Here is a 17,244-nt window from a genome sequence, read left to right as displayed (position 1 = left end):
AACTCACGTTAAATACTACTATTTTTGAGTGTTGACAAGTAGGTGGATAGATTGGCTAGGTCTTGTTCCGTAAGACCCAGGGATGCTGCATTGGGCATAATGCCCATTTTCATTTTCTTCTTGCTCTCAATGTCATTTGGTGCAATTACAATCTGTTTTCCTGTCATGTCCTTCAATACGGTGGTTTCGCCCTCAGATAGAATAAAACCGAAAAAGGCCTGACCGCTTTTAGTTTTTATCATAACCGGTTCATATCCAAATACAATGGAGGTATTTGGATGAATAATGGCATCCAACATCGCTGTTTTGTCGAATTTCTCCCCGATCGAGGATAGGTCCGGACCTATATCGTTGCCTATAGTTCCGTTTTTATGACATGTCGTACATTTTGATAGAAAAATACCTTCTCCTTTACTGCTATTCCCTGTCAATTTTAAGATATTGGGTATTGCCATTTGCTTTTCACCAGTTTTTTTAAAATATTCACTGGCCAAAGTCCGTATTTCCAATTCTGGATTGTTAAAAATGGCCTCGGATATTCCGCTAATAACTTCATTGGAAAGTCGCTCTTTGGAGGCTAAGCTAATTAAGAGGCGGCCACCTATTAAGCTGCCCGCCATATCTTTTCCTGCGTCGATCTTTTTTTCTGTGGAGGTGTCCCCGTTTAAAAGTATTTCATTGAGTATGGCAATATTATCAGGAATCCGGAAACCTTCACCCTTTTCCGCTTCCCAGTCCCATAGGGCATACCAATCATTACTTTTTCTGAAGTTGAGCCACCATTGGGAAACTTCCTTTACCGTTTTGTTCTTACTGGATTTATTTATTGCCAGCATAGCTTCGACCGCCTCTGTCTCATTAATAAAGGCCAGGGCATCTACCGCTTTTTTTTTAAGATCCGGGGATAAACTTTCTTCCAGAGCCCTTTCTTTTAGTGCGTTGATGGCAGATTTGGGATGAATTCGCCACACAAGGGAGGCAAAGGTATCGGACCAATTTGAAGAGGGGTAGGACTGTTTGGAAAGCAATTCGGTATAGGCCAATTCTTCTTTACCGTCCATAGCCATTCCCAAGGCCTCCAAATACCAGGGGTCCTTGTGGTGGTATCCCTTAAATAATTCCTTGATAAGTGTACTGCTTTCCTCCCAAGGGATGTCCCTAAGGGAAATGGCTACCTCCCTTCTCACTTGGGGCGAAGGATCATTGACAGCTATGGTAGCGTTTTTCAGAAAGGATTCGGCATCCCCTTTTAGAGCTCTGTAAGCTACAATCCTTAATCGGGGGTCCGGATCTTTTTTCAATATATTTTGAACGATGGTTTTTCCTTGGCTGCCAAGTTTGGGCAATAACCAAATGGCCCTTGATTGGTGATAGGGATTGTCCGAATCCAATATCTTCCTGACTTCCTCCAATGCCTGTTCCCCTTGCTCCGCTAATTTTTCAAAGCCTTGGCTTCTAACATTTATGGCTGGATTTAGGAGGGCGGCTACTTGGCCTTCAATAGTGCCCAGGTCTATTTTCGGGGCGGTAAGTTTTTTTCCCTTGGGACTAATTCTATAGATACGTCCGTAGCCCAAGGTGTCCATCATTTGGTGGCCACCTACTACCGGATCGTACCAATCGGCTACGTAAATGGCACCATCGGTTCCAACGGCAACATCACTTGGTCTAAACCATTTACGTTTATCTCCATCAATTTCATTCCATACATAGGCTTCTGTAGATTCTTGGGTGGAGGTAATCAAATCCCGTCTTTTTAAATCAAATCCCGCTCCATTGGGAGAAGGCTGGTAGGCAAATATTACGTTGCGGCCGGCATCGGCACTTAGGAGCATTCCGCGATATTGCGGACCAAAGGCATTCCCTTCGTAAACGACCACGCCTGTAGGTGATCCTGCGCCGGTATTGTCCCCGGAAGGCATAACCCCTGGGTCGTCCTGGTGCCAATGGGCATCAAAAACATTTTGTCCGGGTTTACGGTCGGCCTGCCAAGTTCGTTTGCCATTGGCATTGAAATATCCGGCGTTGCCTCCTTCCATGAGCCAACTTACCCTGCAGGTTACCACTTGATCATCGTTGTCGTTTTGCCACATGTTGCCATAAGAGTCCAGCGCAACTTCGTACGAGTTTCGAAAATTGTGACCCACTACCTCAAGGCCAGTGCCGTCATTGTTCATTCTTAGGGCAAGGCCACCGACCCAGATACGCCCATCATCACTGACTTGTGCTGGTTCATTTTTGTCGTTGTATGGGGTTCCGCCCGTATAAACGCTTCCTGAGCGTAATTGCCAGCCACCTTTGTCCGTTACACGGTGCGGACCTGCATTCCCTGTATTGAAATACCATTTTCCGTCAGGGCCTACAACTAGCGAATGCAAGCTGTGGTCGTGATCAAAGCCTCCGAACCCAGTAAGTAAAGCCTCTTTTTTGTCGGGCACATCATCACCGTTTTCATCCGTATAGACAAGCAAGGTTGGTGCGCAGGATACGAAAACCTTGTTCCCTACTACTGCAATTCCCAAGGGTGCAACAAGATCTTTGTCCTGGACAAATACCTTGGAGGTGTCGCTTATTCCGTCACCATCCGTATCTTCCAGAATCATTACCCGGTCTCCTTGATCGAAATTTAGGCGGTGTTTTGGATCAGTATTGAAATCCCTATAATTAACGGCTTCCGTAACCCAAATTCTTCCCTTTTCATCAACATCCATATTGGTCGGGTTGTAGAGGGAAGGGGTCTCGGCCCATAGACTTACCTGCCATCCTTCCGGCACAATAAAGTTGTTCTCCACCTTCGTCTGGAAATTGAGTTCTGGGGTTTGGTATTGTTCCATTCTGCTGTCTTGGCAGCCAACAAGGAAGTAGCCCAAAGCAGTGCTAATAAGCGCAATTAAAAATTTGTTATTAATGTTTATGATCAATTCCATTGGACAATTCTGATAGGCATTAACTTGTGCATACAAGTTAAAATTTAATTCGGGATTATGGGCTTTTTTTTACAAAAATTACAGGAGTGTATTTAAAATTTTTGACCATAATAGTTGGTTGTTTCCGGCTAGGGGTAGATGGGGATAATTTTAAGGATAAATTGGTGTATAGAATAGGGTTTTTTAGTTTAAACTTTAAAAATCATATAGTTATAATGTTTTTTTGAGTTAGTTTTGGATAGTTGGTGAAATCTGTCTGTGCGTTGAATGTGTTAGGAAACAATCTGTGGATAGTTTACTTTTGTATTGAATAAAAGATTCACCTTGTGTCTGTTAATTAACTTGTCCGTACAAAAAGGAAATATCGCCGAGCGGAAAAACATTTTAATAGGTTGTGGTCGGATAACAAGGGATAATGTAAATTGGAAATCGTTACCTGAATATTGCCCGTGAATAAAATTAAAAAGTACCATCAGATCCAAGAATATATAAAAAAGCGAATACAGACACAAAAATATCCGCCCGATAGTTATTTGCCATCCGAGAGCGATTTTTGTGTTCAGTTTGGAACTACGAGAACAACGGTGAGAAAGGCACTGGACGAGCTTTTGAAAGAAGGGTTTATTGTCAAGGAACACGGGAGGGGAAGTAAGGTGGTGGAAAGAGGCAAATATTTGGGACTGTTATCCATCAAGGGTTTTTCGGGCTCTACTGATTATAAGGTAAGGACCAAGGTCACCGTAGAGCCTAAAATTGTGGAATGGGACCCGGTTATTGGTTTTCCGTTGTCCGAGGATGAAAAGAGTTCCAAATGCGTGTATTTTCAAAGAGTTCGTTATATAGACGACCAACCTGTAGTTTTGGAGAATAATTGGTATGCCCTGAACGCCTTAGAGCCCATAAGGTCCGAGGAATTTGTGGAGGGATCTTTTTTTAAAACGCTAAGTCAGGAATACTTAATAGAAATTATGGGAGCGGAGCAGGAGCTAAGATCAGTACCGGCCAGTAGGGATATTGCCGAGAAATTGGGAATTACATTTGGCACCCCTATTTTACATATATCGATTAGGTTTAGAACCAGCTGGCCCAATCTTAATCTGTATGGCGATCTATACTGCAATACAACGGAATACGCAATACGAAATAGTTACTTTTTGTAGGTTGTCCATGGGTATTTGGCTTATGATTTAAAAAAGGCATATAATTTTTTTGGATTGTTAAAAAATAGTCTTTCATAATGCTCTTCCAATCCCTTGGATTTTAAAAATCGGGGAATGGTTTCTATAAGATAATTTAATCCTGGACTGCCTCCATAACTTTTCCAATAAGCATTTTTTGCCATATCCATACCCAAGGTAATTTGATCCGGGTATAAGGGGAGAAGGTTTTCCAAAAGAATTAGTGTGTAATTGGGTTCCGATTCTTTCCAACGGAAGGCACTGTCGTATTCCAGCCGAACTCCAATATCCAGTACCGCCCTGTTATAATCCAACTCTTTGGCCCTGTCTACATGGGAAAGCACAATATGTTGGAGATTTGCTCCCAATTTTTCGAACAGTTTCGCTTGCTCCAAGGCCTGTTTTCCAAAATTGGTGTGTGTTAATATCGGAGCTCCGGTTTCCAAATGTGTATTCACCACAGCCCTGAAAATTTTTTCCTGATGAGGAGTTATCGGCCCATCCCCGGTAGCCAATTTAATGAGACCTGCCTTATACTGGGTCCTTTTTACAAATGGTCCGGAATAATCAAATTGATCAATACCATTTTCAATATCGTCTATAAAAAGTTCGGTCATTTGCTCTTCGGAATAGTGATATCGCCAATGGTTTTGAGGATAATAAATTTCCAGATGGATTCCTGTTGGGACAATGATATTGACGCCACTTTGTTGGCTTACCTCCACCGATTTTAATATATTGCGGCCACAATTGGCCGTCATGGTATCTACTACGGTTCTGCCTCCCACCTTGTAAAAGGATTTGAGCTCCTCCGTAATTTTGTCTACATCGTTGAGCAAGAATTCAGGATGGGCAGCGGTTACATAACTGTCCTCAATAATAATATGTTCGTGGGAATAGGTGAGTCCCATTTCCGAAGTTGGCTTATCGCCCAAAACTGTTCTGAAAAATTTTTGAGACATAATTGTTAATTGTTTTTCCATCCGTATCTAGAGGTATCTGCTACTTTTTCGGGCATTTTTAAAATGCCCCCAACTTGTATTAAAGCATCCTGCAGTCTGTTGATGTCGATGTTTTTTGCGTTCTGATCTGTGTCCAATGAGATTATTGCGGCCAATCCGGCTGCCTGCCCCATACTCATTGTCTGTGCCATAGAGCGACAGGAAGCATGGGCGTCATGTGTGGCTGAAAAGCAACGGCCTATTACCCAGGCGTTTTGGCTCTCTTTGGGTACAATAGTGCGGTATGGCACTCCGTAGGCCCCCCCATTGGGGACATATTGCCAAAAGGTTTCCGATTCTCCAAAATCCGATTTTCGATGATCTTCAATAGGTGCCCCACAAAGAAAAATTTGATCTTCGAAGGTTTTGGCACCAATACAATCCTCTTTGGTTAGACGATATTCCCCAAAGACCCTTCGAGTTTCCCTTACACCTATTTGATGAGAGAGTCCAATGATCTTTGAATCTTTATATCCAGCAATCTCTGACCTGAAAAAATCTTCAAAAATAAAGGCCTGCCTTCGACCCTCAATTTCCGCTTTTGTAATGCCTTCTACGTCCAAAGGATCCAGATCCACTACTTTGACGGCTACGGTAGAAATGCATTTCGGTTGGCACATTTCGTGTGCTGATCCTTCTTTGCGCGGAAGGGCGTAGGTTCCCTTTGTATAAGCTTCTGCCATCTTTTGTTTCAACATTTTTTTTCCACCTGCCGACTCATACCCTAGTAGGTCCACGTTCGCCATTCGGAAAGTGGTGGTCATACTTTGGGCAGATTCCTTATCACCGGCACGTTCATAGGGTATATTTGCCCAATGACAATAATCGGCATCGCCCGAAGCATCTATTACACGGTTTGCCGTTATTGAAAAGAAGCCCATGCCTTTATTATGGAATATGCAGGTCGATGTTTCCCCTAGGCTTTCCACTCCAACCAAGGTGGAATGATATAATAATTGAATACCATTTTTAAGCAAAAGTTGGTCCCAGACCTGTTTTAGTTTTTCTGGGTTGTAATTCACTCCCGTACCTGCTCCATAGGTGTTGGGGCGCAAAAAAATATTGCCTGTTCTATCCAATTCATTCACGATTTTATCGGGAATGCCCCCTACAATTTTTCTCGGGGATTCCGATGGGGTGAAAAAGCCGTAAAAAGTGTCGAGCATTTGGGTGGAGGTGCCACCCGGAAAACCATAACGTTCCACAAGGGTTACATGATATTTCCCATTTGATGCGGCAATGGCAGCCGTAGCACCTGCGCTGCCGCTTCCAATTATTAGAATGTCTGTGCGAAACGATTTAGAAATTACAGTTGTAAAGTTCATTTTTATAATTAATTATATCCCAATATTGGGAATTGCAAGATAATACATGGTAATACGTTGCCGTGCCATTAATTTTCACCTGAATTATTTCCCACATTTTGATATAATTTTGCCATTAAGTGTGCATGTTCATCATAGGCCGATTCGAAAAGGTCTACTGCCCGTTGTTCTCCAACAATTTTGCCACTGCTCAATACTTTTGGTGATTTTCCTTTCTCGTGCAAGATTTTGGCCACTTCCGCCTTAATACAATTAACTAGGAGGACCCCGCCTAATGTAGAGCCGGGGGCCACAGGAGAATCCAGGCCATCTAGATATATCATGGCATCGCCCAAAGGGGCTCCGGTATCCAATACGATATCGGCAAAATCGGTTAGTTTTGTACCGTCCGATTTTTTAGAGGTACTTCCTTCCAAGTGAAGCTTGCTTACTAAGGCAACCACTTTTATATTTCTTTTTTGAAATTCTTCCGCCATTTCAATAGGAACAACATTGCAACCACTGGAAGAGATTACCAATGCCGAGTCCAAAGGATCAGTGTCAAAATTCCGAAGAATCCTTGCCGCCAATCCGGATACATTTTCCAGGAACATGGCTTGGCGCTGCCCGTTGGCACCGACCACCAAATTATGAAAGGACAATGAAAGTTCCACAATAGGGTTAAAGCCGGGGAAGGATCCGTATCTTGGCCACATTTCCTCTACCATCATTCGGCTATGTCCAGATCCAAAAAGATGGACCATGCGTCCGTTTAAAATGGATCGGGCGAAAATTTGCGCCACTTCTTTTATTTTTATTTCCTGTTCCCCGATTACGGTGATAATTTTGTTTCCCTTGGCCAGATATTCTTTTGTAACGTTCATTATATTTTTTTATTTATTATGGTTTTAGGCAGATCTTAATTTGCTTTTGGCCCCGCATATGCCCAGTACCATTCCATTTCTATGGGCTTATGAATATTGGCCTTCACTAATGCTCCAACCTCCGTCAACTGCCAAAACTTGTCCAGTAATAAACTTTGAGTCGGGGTGTAGAAACATAAGTACGGCATTGTTGATATCTTCGGAAAGGCCAGGTCGCCCTCCGTCCAGAGGTTGTTTGGTTTTAAGGAAATCCAATATCCTTTCGTCATTTAAAGCCCTGTGGGCCATAGGAGTAATAAAGAGACTGGGGGCAATGACATTTATTCTGATATTGTTCTCGGCATAATATGCCGCGATGGACTTGGAAAACCCGATTACTGCCGATTTGGCTGCGGCATAGGCATGAGTGGTGAAATATTTTGGCGAGGGGGAGTAGCCCAATACGGATCCCATATTCAAAATGGTGCCCGATTTTTTATATTTCAAAAAGTAGTTGATAATGGCCTGGTTGGACAGCATTAAAGAGGTTAGGTTTAGCTCCATGGTCCTGTTCCATCCGTCCAAACTTATTTTATTCAAGGGACCATCTCCCCATTTTCGGCCACTCCCTCCTGCAACATGAAATAATCCAGTGATAGACCCAAAAGCTTTATGCGTCACCTTGATTGCCGTTTTGATGGTTTTTGGATCGGTAGCATCTCCTTCCATGGAAAGGCTTCCATTACCTAGTATTTCCTTTGCTTTTTCGCAATTATCCAGATTTCTCCCTACTACCGTAACATTGGCTCCATTCTTCTTTAAAGCAATGGCAGCGGCAAGGCCCATTCCCGTGGTCCCGCCCATAATTATATAGGTACTGTTTTTGAAATCCATAGTATTTTTTTATGATAGCCAAGAAGAGTTGCCTTTTTGTGGGGCACACAGACCTTCCTTATCCTTGAACATAATTCTTTTAAATGGTCCGTAATTTAACAAAATAGCGACATGGATGTTAATGTAGCTATTTTGCTTTCACTTGGGTCTTTTTCATCAGTTTACAAGGAATGGACCTTATTTTTCGGCATGGGTTACTTTTTGCGTTACCGTACCGGTTTTTTTATGTTTTAATATTATTTTATTGTCCCCGTTGGGGAGTACTTCTTTTTTTATGATAAAGTGGTCCTCGTCATAGGAATCCCAAATTTTTTGATGTTGAAAGGGCTCGTCACCTCGCCAATCTTCCAAAATAACGGGCTCCCACAATTTACTTTTGGCCGACTTATAGGCGGCGTCCAAAATGGCATTGACCACATATCCGTCATAAAATGTCTCAAGTGGTTGCCTATTTTCTTCTATGGCCGTAAACATATCGGTGAACATATGTGGATATCCCAGTTCGTGGGCCTCATCACCAACGGGAAATAACCAGCCAGTGTTGGACTCTGCCTTTTCGGCCACATAGCCTTCGCCTCCCTTTCCTGTTGTGAACATTTCGAATCCTGTGCGCAAAAAGCTATTGATCCAAATAGTGCCTTCGGTACCCATCACCTCATCACGCAGGTCCATTCCTCCCCTAAAGGTCCAACTTACCTCGAACTGTCCTATGGCCCCATTGGCGTATTTTACCAGTCCTATGGCATGATCTTCTGCTTCTATGGGATGTACCTGAGTATCGGCCCAACACATCACTTCTATAGGTTTTATATTTTTACCAATAAAATTACGGCCAATTTCAACGCAGTGGCATCCCAGATCAATGATGGCGCCACCTCCAGATTTTTCCTTATCCCAAAACCAATCGCTGTGCGGGCCAGGGTGGGCTTCCCTTGATTTTGTCCAGAGTACCCTGCCAATTTCTCCGCGCCTAATGCTTGCCAGAGATTTGAGAAATTTTGGCGTGTAGCACAGGTCTTCAAGGTAACCACCAAAAATTCCTGCTTCTTCCACCATATCCAGCATGGATTTTGCTTCTTTGGCCGTTCGGCCCAGAGGCTTGGTACAGATTACATGCTTTTTGTATTTTGCACATTCACGAACAGCTGCCTCGTGTAAGTTGTTGGGTAGGGATATGAGCACTACTTCAACGTCTGAATGCGCTATAGCTTCTTCCATAGAAGTCGTGTAATGTGGCAAATTATAATCGTTTGCAAAGCGTTTGGCGTTTTCTTCATTGCGCGAATAGACCATTGCCAAATAATCCTTTCGTCTTTGGGAATGCAGTGATTCGGCATAAAATCGGGCAATAAAACCAGAGCCCAGCATGGCTATTTTCATATCCGTGTATTTTATTTCAATTTAGCTGTTCTGCAACTTCCGGTATACCTTTCAAACGGTTGTTTTTCGTACAACCAAATATCATATCTGGAAGAAAACATAAGAGGTCATTTAAAAAAGCGATTTAGTAAATATAAGAATTTTACTTGTACGTACAAGTTTTGGGAACAATATAGATTGGGTAGAATGGCTTGAAATTGAATTTTTTAAAAATTTGTACTATTTAGTATGATGGACCAAACGTATTGGGCATAACATTTTGGTTTCTGATAAGCCATGCCTTGAAATTAGGCAAGGTTCGGTAAAATTTGAAGGATGTGATAATTCCCTGAATTCCAAATGGATCCACATGGGCGCTTAAAGAAAAATGGGAAATTGAATGGGCAAAATGGAAATAGACTGTATTTTAATTCCAGAAAAGCTATTCTTTGCCCCGGAAGTTTTATGTAAATAAAATGGCTTGGGGTGTTTGTTTGCCTATGCTACAATTAATTTTTTGTGGTATCACCAATTTTTCCTTTTTCCAAATCGGGAAAGGAGTCCATATCCAGGGAACGTGTTTTTTTTGACATATACATCCCATGAAGGATCACAAAAATGGTGCCTCCTGCAAAACAAAGATTCAATACTAGTATAATGCTTATGATCTGTGACATGATAAATGATTTAGGGTGTTATATAAATGTTGAAACAAGGGGGAACTATATGATATACCATTTTTTAATAGATTATGCAATTCTTCTAAAATGAACCATCTCAATACAAAAAAGACATCCTATGTGGTTTAAAAGTTGGTTTAATCCAAGGCTATCATTTTAATTTTTAATGAAGATAGGGAGTAAATCCAATAGGTTAAATTGGAAATGTATGGATGGTTTGGTTTTCTGCACAATCGGTATTAATAATATGGACAGTTTCGAAGGTATTGCTGTCCTTCCAACTGTATGTTAATGGAACAACTTATCAAGTTATATGGATTGCCCATGTATTGTGGATATGATGCTTTCCTTATATTGCTATTCTTTTAGTACATGACAAAAATCGTCTTAATAAGGTTGCTTTAGTCCGCGATGGCGGAAGGAGGAATTAGGTTAGTGCCTTTGGATATGGAATAAAGGTATATGGGCGGGACGGAGGGATCAGGGAACAGGTTTACAGAAAAAATCCCCTTACCGACAGCCCCTATCGGGAGGGCAACAATTGAGCAGATTTTTAGGGAATAAAATTAATAAGCACTATTCTATATAAATGTAAGGTATAGGTACTTAAAATTGATTTCGAGACTTTCCGCCCATAACTTTTTATAATTCTTCGTAAGTTTGAAATAAATGGACGGGGTTATGGTTTTTAGAGTTGTTTATGGGTTGTTTTTTGTAATGGTATTTGGGCTTACTTCCTGTAAAATGGAAAAGAAACCATCCAATTTGGTTTCAGGGGAGGTATCAAAAACAGGTGGCCCACCAAATATAATTTATATCCTAGCCGATGATCTGGGGTATGGGGATCTAAGTATTTACGGACAAAAAAAGTTTAAGACTCCCAATATAGACAGGTTGGCTGCGGAGGGGATTCTCTTTACCCAGCATTACTCTGGCAGTACTGTTTGTGCCCCCTCCAGATCATCACTTATGACCGGGATGCATACGGGACATACGGTGGTTAGGGGAAATTATGGAATTAAACCAGAAGGTCAATTCCCTATTCCCGATAGTACCCTGACCATAGCGGAAGTCTTAAAGAAGGCGGGATATAGCACCGGTGCTTTTGGAAAATGGGGATTGGGATATCCTGGATCGGAAGGTGACCCCAACAACCAAGGATTTGATACATTTTATGGGTACAATTGCCAGACTATGGGACATAATTATTATCCCTATCATTTATGGTCCAACCAAGATTCTATTGTGCTACCGGAGAATTCGGGCAAGAAAAAAGGGGTATATGCCCCTAGTCTTATTCATGAGAGGACCTTAGCGTTTATTGAGGAGAATAAGGACAGGCCATTTTTTGCCTATGTGCCGTCCATAATTCCCCATGCGGAATTGGTGGCCCCAGAGGAGGAAATGAAAAGGGTTAGGGGAAAGTATGTACCGGAAAAAGTGTTCAAGGGTATAGACAACGGCCCAAGGTATAAAATTGGGGGATATGGCTCCCAAACAGAAAGTCATGCGGCATTTGCGGCCATGGTGGGTATCTTGGACCGGCAAGTAGGGGAAATTTTGGAAAAGGTCAAGGATTTGGGAATAGCGGACAATACCATTATAATTTTTACTTCGGATAATGGCCCACATTTAGAGGGCGGGGCAGATCCCGATTACTTTAATAGCAATGGTTTGCTAAAAGGTTATAAAAGGGATCTTTACGAAGGGGGGGTACGTGTCCCCATGTTGGTTAAATGGCCCAACAAGATCAAACCTGGAACCGTTACGGCCCATGTTTCGGCTTTTTGGGATGTCTTTCCAACCTTGGCCGAAATAGCCGAGGCAAAGAAAACTCCTGATTTGGACGGAATTTCGTTCTTGCCCACCCTGTTAGGGGAGTCCGTTGTACAGAAAGAACACGAATATCTGTATTGGGAATTTCATGAAAAAGGGGGGAGGCAAGCAGTTAGAATGGGAGACTGGAAGGCTGTAAAATACAATGTTCTAGAGAATCCCGATGCCCGGATAGAACTATATGATTTGTCCAAGGACATTGGTGAGGAGAATAATGTGGCAACCTATTTTCCAAAGGTGGTGGCCGAAATGGAGAGCATTTTGGAAAAGGCCAGGACACCTTCGGAAGTGTTTGTATTTGGGAAATCTAAATAAGGAAAGGGAGCAGGTAACGGATTCGTTCCATTTGATAGGAGGTTGATTTAATCTAAATATTCCCCTGCCCATGTAGATCGCTATAGTTTCCACAGTTTTGAAATCAATTTTGGGTCCAAATAAAATTGGTCTCTTGAAAAAAAAATCCCCTAGCTTGTTTTAAACTCTTAAAATTGGTGTAATTTTGGCGGACTATTTTTCTGTTGTTACAGATAATTGGGGTATTAGCTCAGTTGGTTTAGAGCGCTGCCTTGACAGGGCAGAGGTCACTGGTTCGAATCCAGTATGTCCCACAGAAGCTTATAATAAATCGAGTATTCTTTCCAAGGCCATTCCCCTAGATCCTTTTATCAGGATAGTGGCGTTTTTTATAGTATCGTTGTTAAGGGTTTCCTTAAGATGGTCAAAGGACCTGAATTTGTTATAGGTATCTTTTGTTCGGAAAAAATTCTCTCCAATAAGGAACACCTGATCCATATTCATATTGGTGGCCAAATTGGCAATTTCCTGATGTTCTTTTTCAGCCATTTTTCCCAATTCGAACATATCCCCCAAGAATGCAACCTTGTAATCGGCCTTTAATTCATGAAAGTTTTCCAAGGCGGCCTTCATACTTGTGGGGTTGGCATTATAGGCATCCAGAATTATATGATGCCCATTTTTGTCTATTATTTGGGAACGGTTATTTTGGGGGATGTAATTTTCAATCCCTTTTTTTATTTCGCTTAGCGCAACATTAAAGAATTTACCGATCAATATTGCGGCGCAGCAGTTGGTGAAATTATAGCTGCCTACCAATTGGGTGGTAATATGGATATCATCTACAGCAATTTTAACAAACGGGTCAGAACCAATAAGTTCTATTTTAAAGAACTCATTATTGTTTTGGCTAAACCCATATTTTTTGATGACCGAGGCCAATTTTTTTTTTTGGATAGGATCGTCCGCATTAAAAAAAATGGATTTATCATGGCCTGTCAAAAAGTCGTAAAGCTCACTTTTACCTTTTATTACTCCTTCCTCACTTCCAAAACCCTCCAAATGTGCCTTTCCAAAATTGGTGATGTACCCATAATCCGGCCTGGCCAGCTCACATAGGAATTCTATTTCCTTAAGATGGTTGGCCCCCATTTCTACAATGGCCATTTCCGTGTCCGGGGCAATGGAAAGTAGTGTTAATGGGACGCCTATATGATTGTTTAAATTTCCCTTGGTGGCGATAGTTTTGTATTTTCTTGATAGAACCGCGGTAATAAGTTCTTTTGTTGTGGTTTTTCCATTACTCCCGGTAAGGCCAATAACCTTTGCTTTGCAATAATTCCGATGAAATTGGGCTAGGTTTTGAAGCGTAGTAAGTACATTTTTAACAAGTATGGTCTTATGGCTTCCGGCAAATTCATCTTCATCAACAACGGCATATGAAGCACCCTTATCCAAAGCTTGGGCGGCATAGGAATTACCATTAAAATTGTCGCCCTTTAAGGCAAAAAATAGGCAGTTTGGACTTATTTTCCTCGTGTCCGTGCAAACTTGGGGAAACTCTAAAAAGAGTTGGTGCAATTGTTCTAATGTCATAAATCTAAGGTATAAAAAAAGCCCTTTTTAAAAAGGGCTTTTTCATATTTATTTTCTAGACTTATTTGCTTCTAGGCGTTTTGTTTTTAGTTTTGGATTTGGAGCCAACCCTGGACATGGCGCATCTAAATCCTATATAATCCGTGGACATATATTGTGGTAGATATCTTCTTTGGGCCGGATCCAACCAGTAAGCCCTATCTCTCCATGAACCTCCTTTGAAGACCCTCACCTCATCATTGATCAATGAAGTTCTGTTATTGGATTTGTCGTAAGCTCTAATAATATTACCGGTAGAGTCTACTTGTACCTTGCTTACAGGGGCATCGTACATTCTTTTTTGGTCTTTTCCGTCTTCGTCTTCATCACTGAACTGATCATAAAATCGGGTAGATCCAGGTTCGCCGTCCCTATACCCACGGTTGTCACTGGATGAGAAGTTGGTTCTCAAAAAGGTTTCTTCCTCATCAATGGGTACCATTTTTATCTCTCCCGGTAAATTTACCGCAACAACTTTGCCGTTGGGCAAGGTGTCGTACACAATGGAGTCGCGTATTACATTTACTTTTCCGTCTTTTCCAATGGCCGTTTTCATATAAACATTTCCCCGGAAATAGTTGAAGTCGCTTACTTCGTCATCTACTATAGGTCTATAAACATCCGCAACCCATTCGGCCACGTTTCCTGCCATATCGTACAATCCAAAGTCATTGGGCTTGTAAGATTTAACTTCTGCCGTAATATCCGCCCCGTCATCCGACCAACCTGCAATTCCGCCATAATCCCCTTTACCTTGTTTAAAATTGGCCAATTGATCCCCTCTGCCCACTCTTTGTCCATTTCTGGTATAATCCCCTTCCCAAGGATATTTCTTTCTACCTCTGTAGTTGTTATATTCCCTGCTTCCAATCTGTGCCTGTGCAGCGTATTCCCATTCCGTCTCCGTAGGCAATCTGTACTCCGGTAATATAATCCCGGAACTTCTTTTGGCAAATACGGAAACCGAATCTTTTTTCATTTTCCCCTGTAAGGAGTCTATCTGGCCGTTATATACGGATTCCGGTCTATTTAAATAGGCCTCTGTGCTAAAACCACCTTCTGCCTCACCATTAATTACTTTGTATTTGGCATCTTCGGAAAGATAGCCTTCCCTTTCCAACATTACCTCATTTACACGGTCTGTCCTCCATTCTGCAAATTGGGTGGCCTGGATCCAATTTACACCAACCACGGGGTATTCTGCATAAGCCGGGTGGCGTAGGTAGTTATTGGTCATGGTTTCGTTGAATCCCAATCGGTTTCTCCAAACCAATGTATCCGGTAGGGCCCCGGTGTAAATATGTACATATTTGGGGTCTTCTGGAGGATATACGCTCTTCAGGTAGTCCAAATATTCCAAATACATCACATTGGTGACTTCGGTCTCGTCCATATAAAAAGACTGCACGTGCTGTGAAGTAGGGGTGTTGTTCCATTCGTGCATCACATCATCCTGCACTTGGCCTTTTGTAAAGGTTCCACCTTCCACAAACACTAAACCCGGTGCAGTTTCCTGCTCTTTAAAGTCTGAATTGTACTGAAATCCACCTTCCTTGGCGTTAATATTCCAGCCCGTAGCCCTTGAAACATTTTTTGAGGATGATGAGTTTTTACAGCTTGAAAAACCACCAGCTACAATAGCGCAAGAGAGTACAACTTTGATGAATTGTTTTTTCATAATTAGGACTTGAGTTCAAAAGACAAACTGCTTGTTAAAAGAGTTTGAGATTCATATTTTATTAATATTTTGCGTCGCTTTCGGCATTTAGAACGATGATTAAGGCATAATATTTTGTTAAACGAAAAAAAATTGATCATTTAATTAACCCGCAAATAGCATCGCTTAACATGAATAACGACTTAAAATTTAATATAGTATGGATAATTGATAATTCTTTGCAAAATATCAACTAATTATTTGTGCTAAACATATTTAAAATGCTAATCATATTTTTATCTCTAAATGGGTAAAATTATCCTGTTTATTGTATTGTTTACACAAGATATTTTTAAAATGGTCGTTAATAAATGTATATGAACTAAAATTATCTTAATAATTCATTTAAATTTAAGAGTTTTACGACAAATATTTTATAGACCATTAGAGATGAAAAAAATTTCAATATTATTTCTGTTCGTTATTATGGGTAAAGTTACGGCGCAACAGGATAGGGTGATTACGACCGCTGTGCCTTTTTTGACGATTGCTGCAGATGCCAGGGCATCGGGTATGGGGGATATGGGGGTGGCCACATCTACCGACGCTTTCTCCCAACAGTGGAATCCGGCAAAATTTGCCTTCGCCGAAAGAGAAATGGGGATTGGACTTAGTTATACGCCTTATTTGGAAAGTATCATTACCGATATTGCGCTGTTGAGCGCAAATTTTCACAAGAAGATCAACGACAGAAGTGCCTTTGCCTTAAGTATCAGGTACTTTACCTTGGGGGAAATAGAACTTAGGCAATTTGCAGGGGACCAGGCAAGATTGGCAAAGCCTAACGAACTGGCTTTTGACGGTTCCTACTCCCTAAAATTGAGTGAAACTTTTTCTATGGCGGTGGCAGGTAGATTTATTAGTTCCAATCTTAAATTGCCCGATAATGGCAGCGAGGATTCCAAGGCCGCGAGTACTTTTTCAGTAGATGTTTCGGGGTTCTATCGCTCCCGAGAAATTGCCTACAATAATTTTGATGGCCGTTGGAGGGCCGGTTTCAATATTTCCAATTTGGGAGGCAAGTTAAAGTATGACGATGCCGGACAAGAGAATTTTCTTCCGACCAATCTGAAAGCGGGCCTGGGTTTTGATTTTATATTGGACCAGGATAATGTACTGGGGCTTACTTCCGAGTTTAATAAGCTGTTGGTGCCCACCCCTCAGGATTATAATGATGACGGCGTTATTGATGGCACGGATAACGATGAATATCAGCAGACCACTTTTTTTGAAGGGGTTTTTAAATCGTTTGGCGATGCACCCGATGGCTTTGCTGAAGAGTTGAAAGAATTTACATGGGCACTTGGTGCGGAATATACCTATCAAGATGCATTTATGTTGAGAACTGGATATTTTAATGAGAGCGATTTAAAGGGAGCGAGAAAATTTTTCACCTTGGGTGCCGGGTTTAGGTTTAAATCGGCACAGGTAGATCTGTCTTATTTGTTTTCCACTTCCCAAGTGAGGAACCCTTTGGAAAATACGCTTAGGTTTTCACTAACATTCAATTTGGGAGAAGAATTTTTGAACGACTAGCGTATAACTAGAGTGCAAAA

General features: G+C 41.6%; 12 protein-coding genes and 1 tRNA gene. 4 read left to right on the top strand and 9 right to left on the bottom strand.

The genetic code is table 11. From position 1 onward, the window contains the following. Nucleotides 1–8: 8 nt before the first annotated feature. Complete coding sequence (locus tag D0S24_RS12690; RefSeq protein ID WP_117020213.1) at nt 9–2,927, bottom strand: PVC-type heme-binding CxxCH protein; 2,919 nt, start codon at nt 2,925–2,927, stop codon at nt 9–11. Nucleotides 2,928–3,376: 449 nt separating this feature from the next. Between D0S24_RS12690 and D0S24_RS12685 the strand changes: the two genes are divergently transcribed. After that, nucleotides 3,377–4,087, top strand: coding sequence for a GntR family transcriptional regulator (locus tag D0S24_RS12685; RefSeq protein ID WP_147321451.1), 711 nt, complete (start codon nt 3,377–3,379; stop codon nt 4,085–4,087). Between the two features lie 20 nt (nt 4,088–4,107). On the opposite strand, the gene D0S24_RS12680 is transcribed toward D0S24_RS12685, so the two are convergent. The 6 genes from D0S24_RS12680 to D0S24_RS21110 form a co-directional block, all read right to left on the bottom strand. Beyond that, nucleotides 4,108–5,067, bottom strand: a complete 960-nt coding sequence (locus tag D0S24_RS12680; RefSeq protein ID WP_117020264.1) for a phosphotriesterase — start codon at nt 5,065–5,067, stop codon at nt 4,108–4,110. A 5-nt stretch (nt 5,068–5,072) separates the two neighbouring features. Then, entirely contained in the window at nt 5,073–6,431 is a 1,359-nt protein-coding gene (locus D0S24_RS12675) for an FAD-dependent oxidoreductase (protein ID WP_117020211.1), read from the bottom strand. 68 nt (nt 6,432–6,499) lie between these two features. Continuing rightward, the gene (locus D0S24_RS12670) at nt 6,500–7,294 is read right to left on the bottom strand and encodes a sugar isomerase domain-containing protein (protein ID WP_117020210.1); all 795 of its coding nucleotides are present in this window, start codon (nt 7,292–7,294) and stop codon (nt 6,500–6,502) included. Between the two features lie 87 nt (nt 7,295–7,381). Further along, nucleotides 7,382–8,167 carry an SDR family NAD(P)-dependent oxidoreductase gene (locus D0S24_RS12665; RefSeq protein ID WP_117020209.1) on the bottom strand — a complete coding sequence of 262 codons (786 nt, stop codon included), beginning with the start codon at nt 8,165–8,167 and terminating at the stop codon, nt 7,382–7,384. 177 nt (nt 8,168–8,344) lie between these two features. Continuing rightward, nucleotides 8,345–9,547: a Gfo/Idh/MocA family protein gene (locus tag D0S24_RS12660; protein ID WP_117020208.1), complete on the bottom strand. Its 1,203-nt coding sequence runs from the start codon at nt 9,545–9,547 to the stop codon at nt 8,345–8,347. Nucleotides 9,548–10,035: 488 nt separating this feature from the next. Then, a complete protein-coding gene (locus tag D0S24_RS21110; RefSeq protein WP_181938081.1) occupies nt 10,036–10,203 on the bottom strand; it encodes a hypothetical protein in 168 nt (55 codons plus the stop codon). A gap of 684 nt (nt 10,204–10,887) precedes the next feature. On the opposite strand from D0S24_RS21110, the gene D0S24_RS12655 reads away from it, so the two are divergent. Both D0S24_RS12655 and D0S24_RS12650 read left to right on the top strand, forming a co-directional pair. After that, nucleotides 10,888–12,357: an arylsulfatase gene (locus tag D0S24_RS12655; protein WP_220377758.1), complete on the top strand. Its 1,470-nt coding sequence runs from the start codon at nt 10,888–10,890 to the stop codon at nt 12,355–12,357. Nucleotides 12,358–12,575: 218 nt separating this feature from the next. Beyond that, nucleotides 12,576–12,650 (top strand) — tRNA-Val (locus D0S24_RS12650). A 7-nt stretch (nt 12,651–12,657) separates the two neighbouring features. Here D0S24_RS12650 and murF read toward each other — a convergent pair. Then, nucleotides 12,658–13,932 carry a UDP-N-acetylmuramoyl-tripeptide--D-alanyl-D-alanine ligase gene (gene murF / locus D0S24_RS12645; RefSeq protein WP_117020207.1) on the bottom strand — a complete coding sequence of 425 codons (1,275 nt, stop codon included), beginning with the start codon at nt 13,930–13,932 and terminating at the stop codon, nt 12,658–12,660. 61 nt (nt 13,933–13,993) lie between these two features. Then, a complete protein-coding gene (gene gldJ, locus D0S24_RS12640; RefSeq protein WP_117020206.1) occupies nt 13,994–15,649 on the bottom strand; it encodes a gliding motility lipoprotein GldJ in 1,656 nt (551 codons plus the stop codon). A gap of 429 nt (nt 15,650–16,078) precedes the next feature. On the opposite strand from gldJ, the gene porV reads away from it, so the two are divergent. After that, nucleotides 16,079–17,224 carry a type IX secretion system outer membrane channel protein PorV gene (gene porV, locus D0S24_RS12635; RefSeq protein ID WP_117020205.1) on the top strand — a complete coding sequence of 382 codons (1,146 nt, stop codon included), beginning with the start codon at nt 16,079–16,081 and terminating at the stop codon, nt 17,222–17,224. Nucleotides 17,225–17,244: the final 20 nt, after the last annotated feature.

Source organism: Arenibacter sp. P308M17 (genome assembly GCF_003426735.1).
In the GTDB taxonomy this organism is placed as follows: Bacteria; Bacteroidota; Bacteroidia; order Flavobacteriales; family Flavobacteriaceae; genus Arenibacter.
This window is presented reverse-complemented; position numbering and strand designations above follow the sequence as displayed.

Coding starts and splice junctions, on each gene's coding strand:
- D0S24_RS12690 (WP_117020213.1), bottom strand. CDS start 2,927: ATGGAATTGATCATAAACATTAATAACAAATTTTTAATTGCGCTTATT.
- D0S24_RS12680 (WP_117020264.1), bottom strand. CDS start 5,067: ATGTCTCAAAAATTTTTCAGAACAGTTTTGGGCGATAAGCCAACTTCG.
- D0S24_RS12675 (WP_117020211.1), bottom strand. CDS start 6,431: ATGAACTTTACAACTGTAATTTCTAAATCGTTTCGCACAGACATTCTA.
- D0S24_RS12670 (WP_117020210.1), bottom strand. CDS start 7,294: ATGAACGTTACAAAAGAATATCTGGCCAAGGGAAACAAAATTATCACC.
- D0S24_RS12665 (WP_117020209.1), bottom strand. CDS start 8,167: ATGGATTTCAAAAACAGTACCTATATAATTATGGGCGGGACCACGGGA.
- D0S24_RS12660 (WP_117020208.1), bottom strand. CDS start 9,547: ATGAAAATAGCCATGCTGGGCTCTGGTTTTATTGCCCGATTTTATGCC.
- D0S24_RS21110 (WP_181938081.1), bottom strand. CDS start 10,203: ATGTCACAGATCATAAGCATTATACTAGTATTGAATCTTTGTTTTGCA.
- D0S24_RS12655 (WP_220377758.1), top strand. CDS start 10,888: ATGGTTTTTAGAGTTGTTTATGGGTTGTTTTTTGTAATGGTATTTGGG.
- murF (WP_117020207.1), bottom strand. CDS start 13,932: ATGACATTAGAACAATTGCACCAACTCTTTTTAGAGTTTCCCCAAGTT.
- gldJ (WP_117020206.1), bottom strand. CDS start 15,649: ATGAAAAAACAATTCATCAAAGTTGTACTCTCTTGCGCTATTGTAGCT.
- porV (WP_117020205.1), top strand. CDS start 16,079: ATGAAAAAAATTTCAATATTATTTCTGTTCGTTATTATGGGTAAAGTT.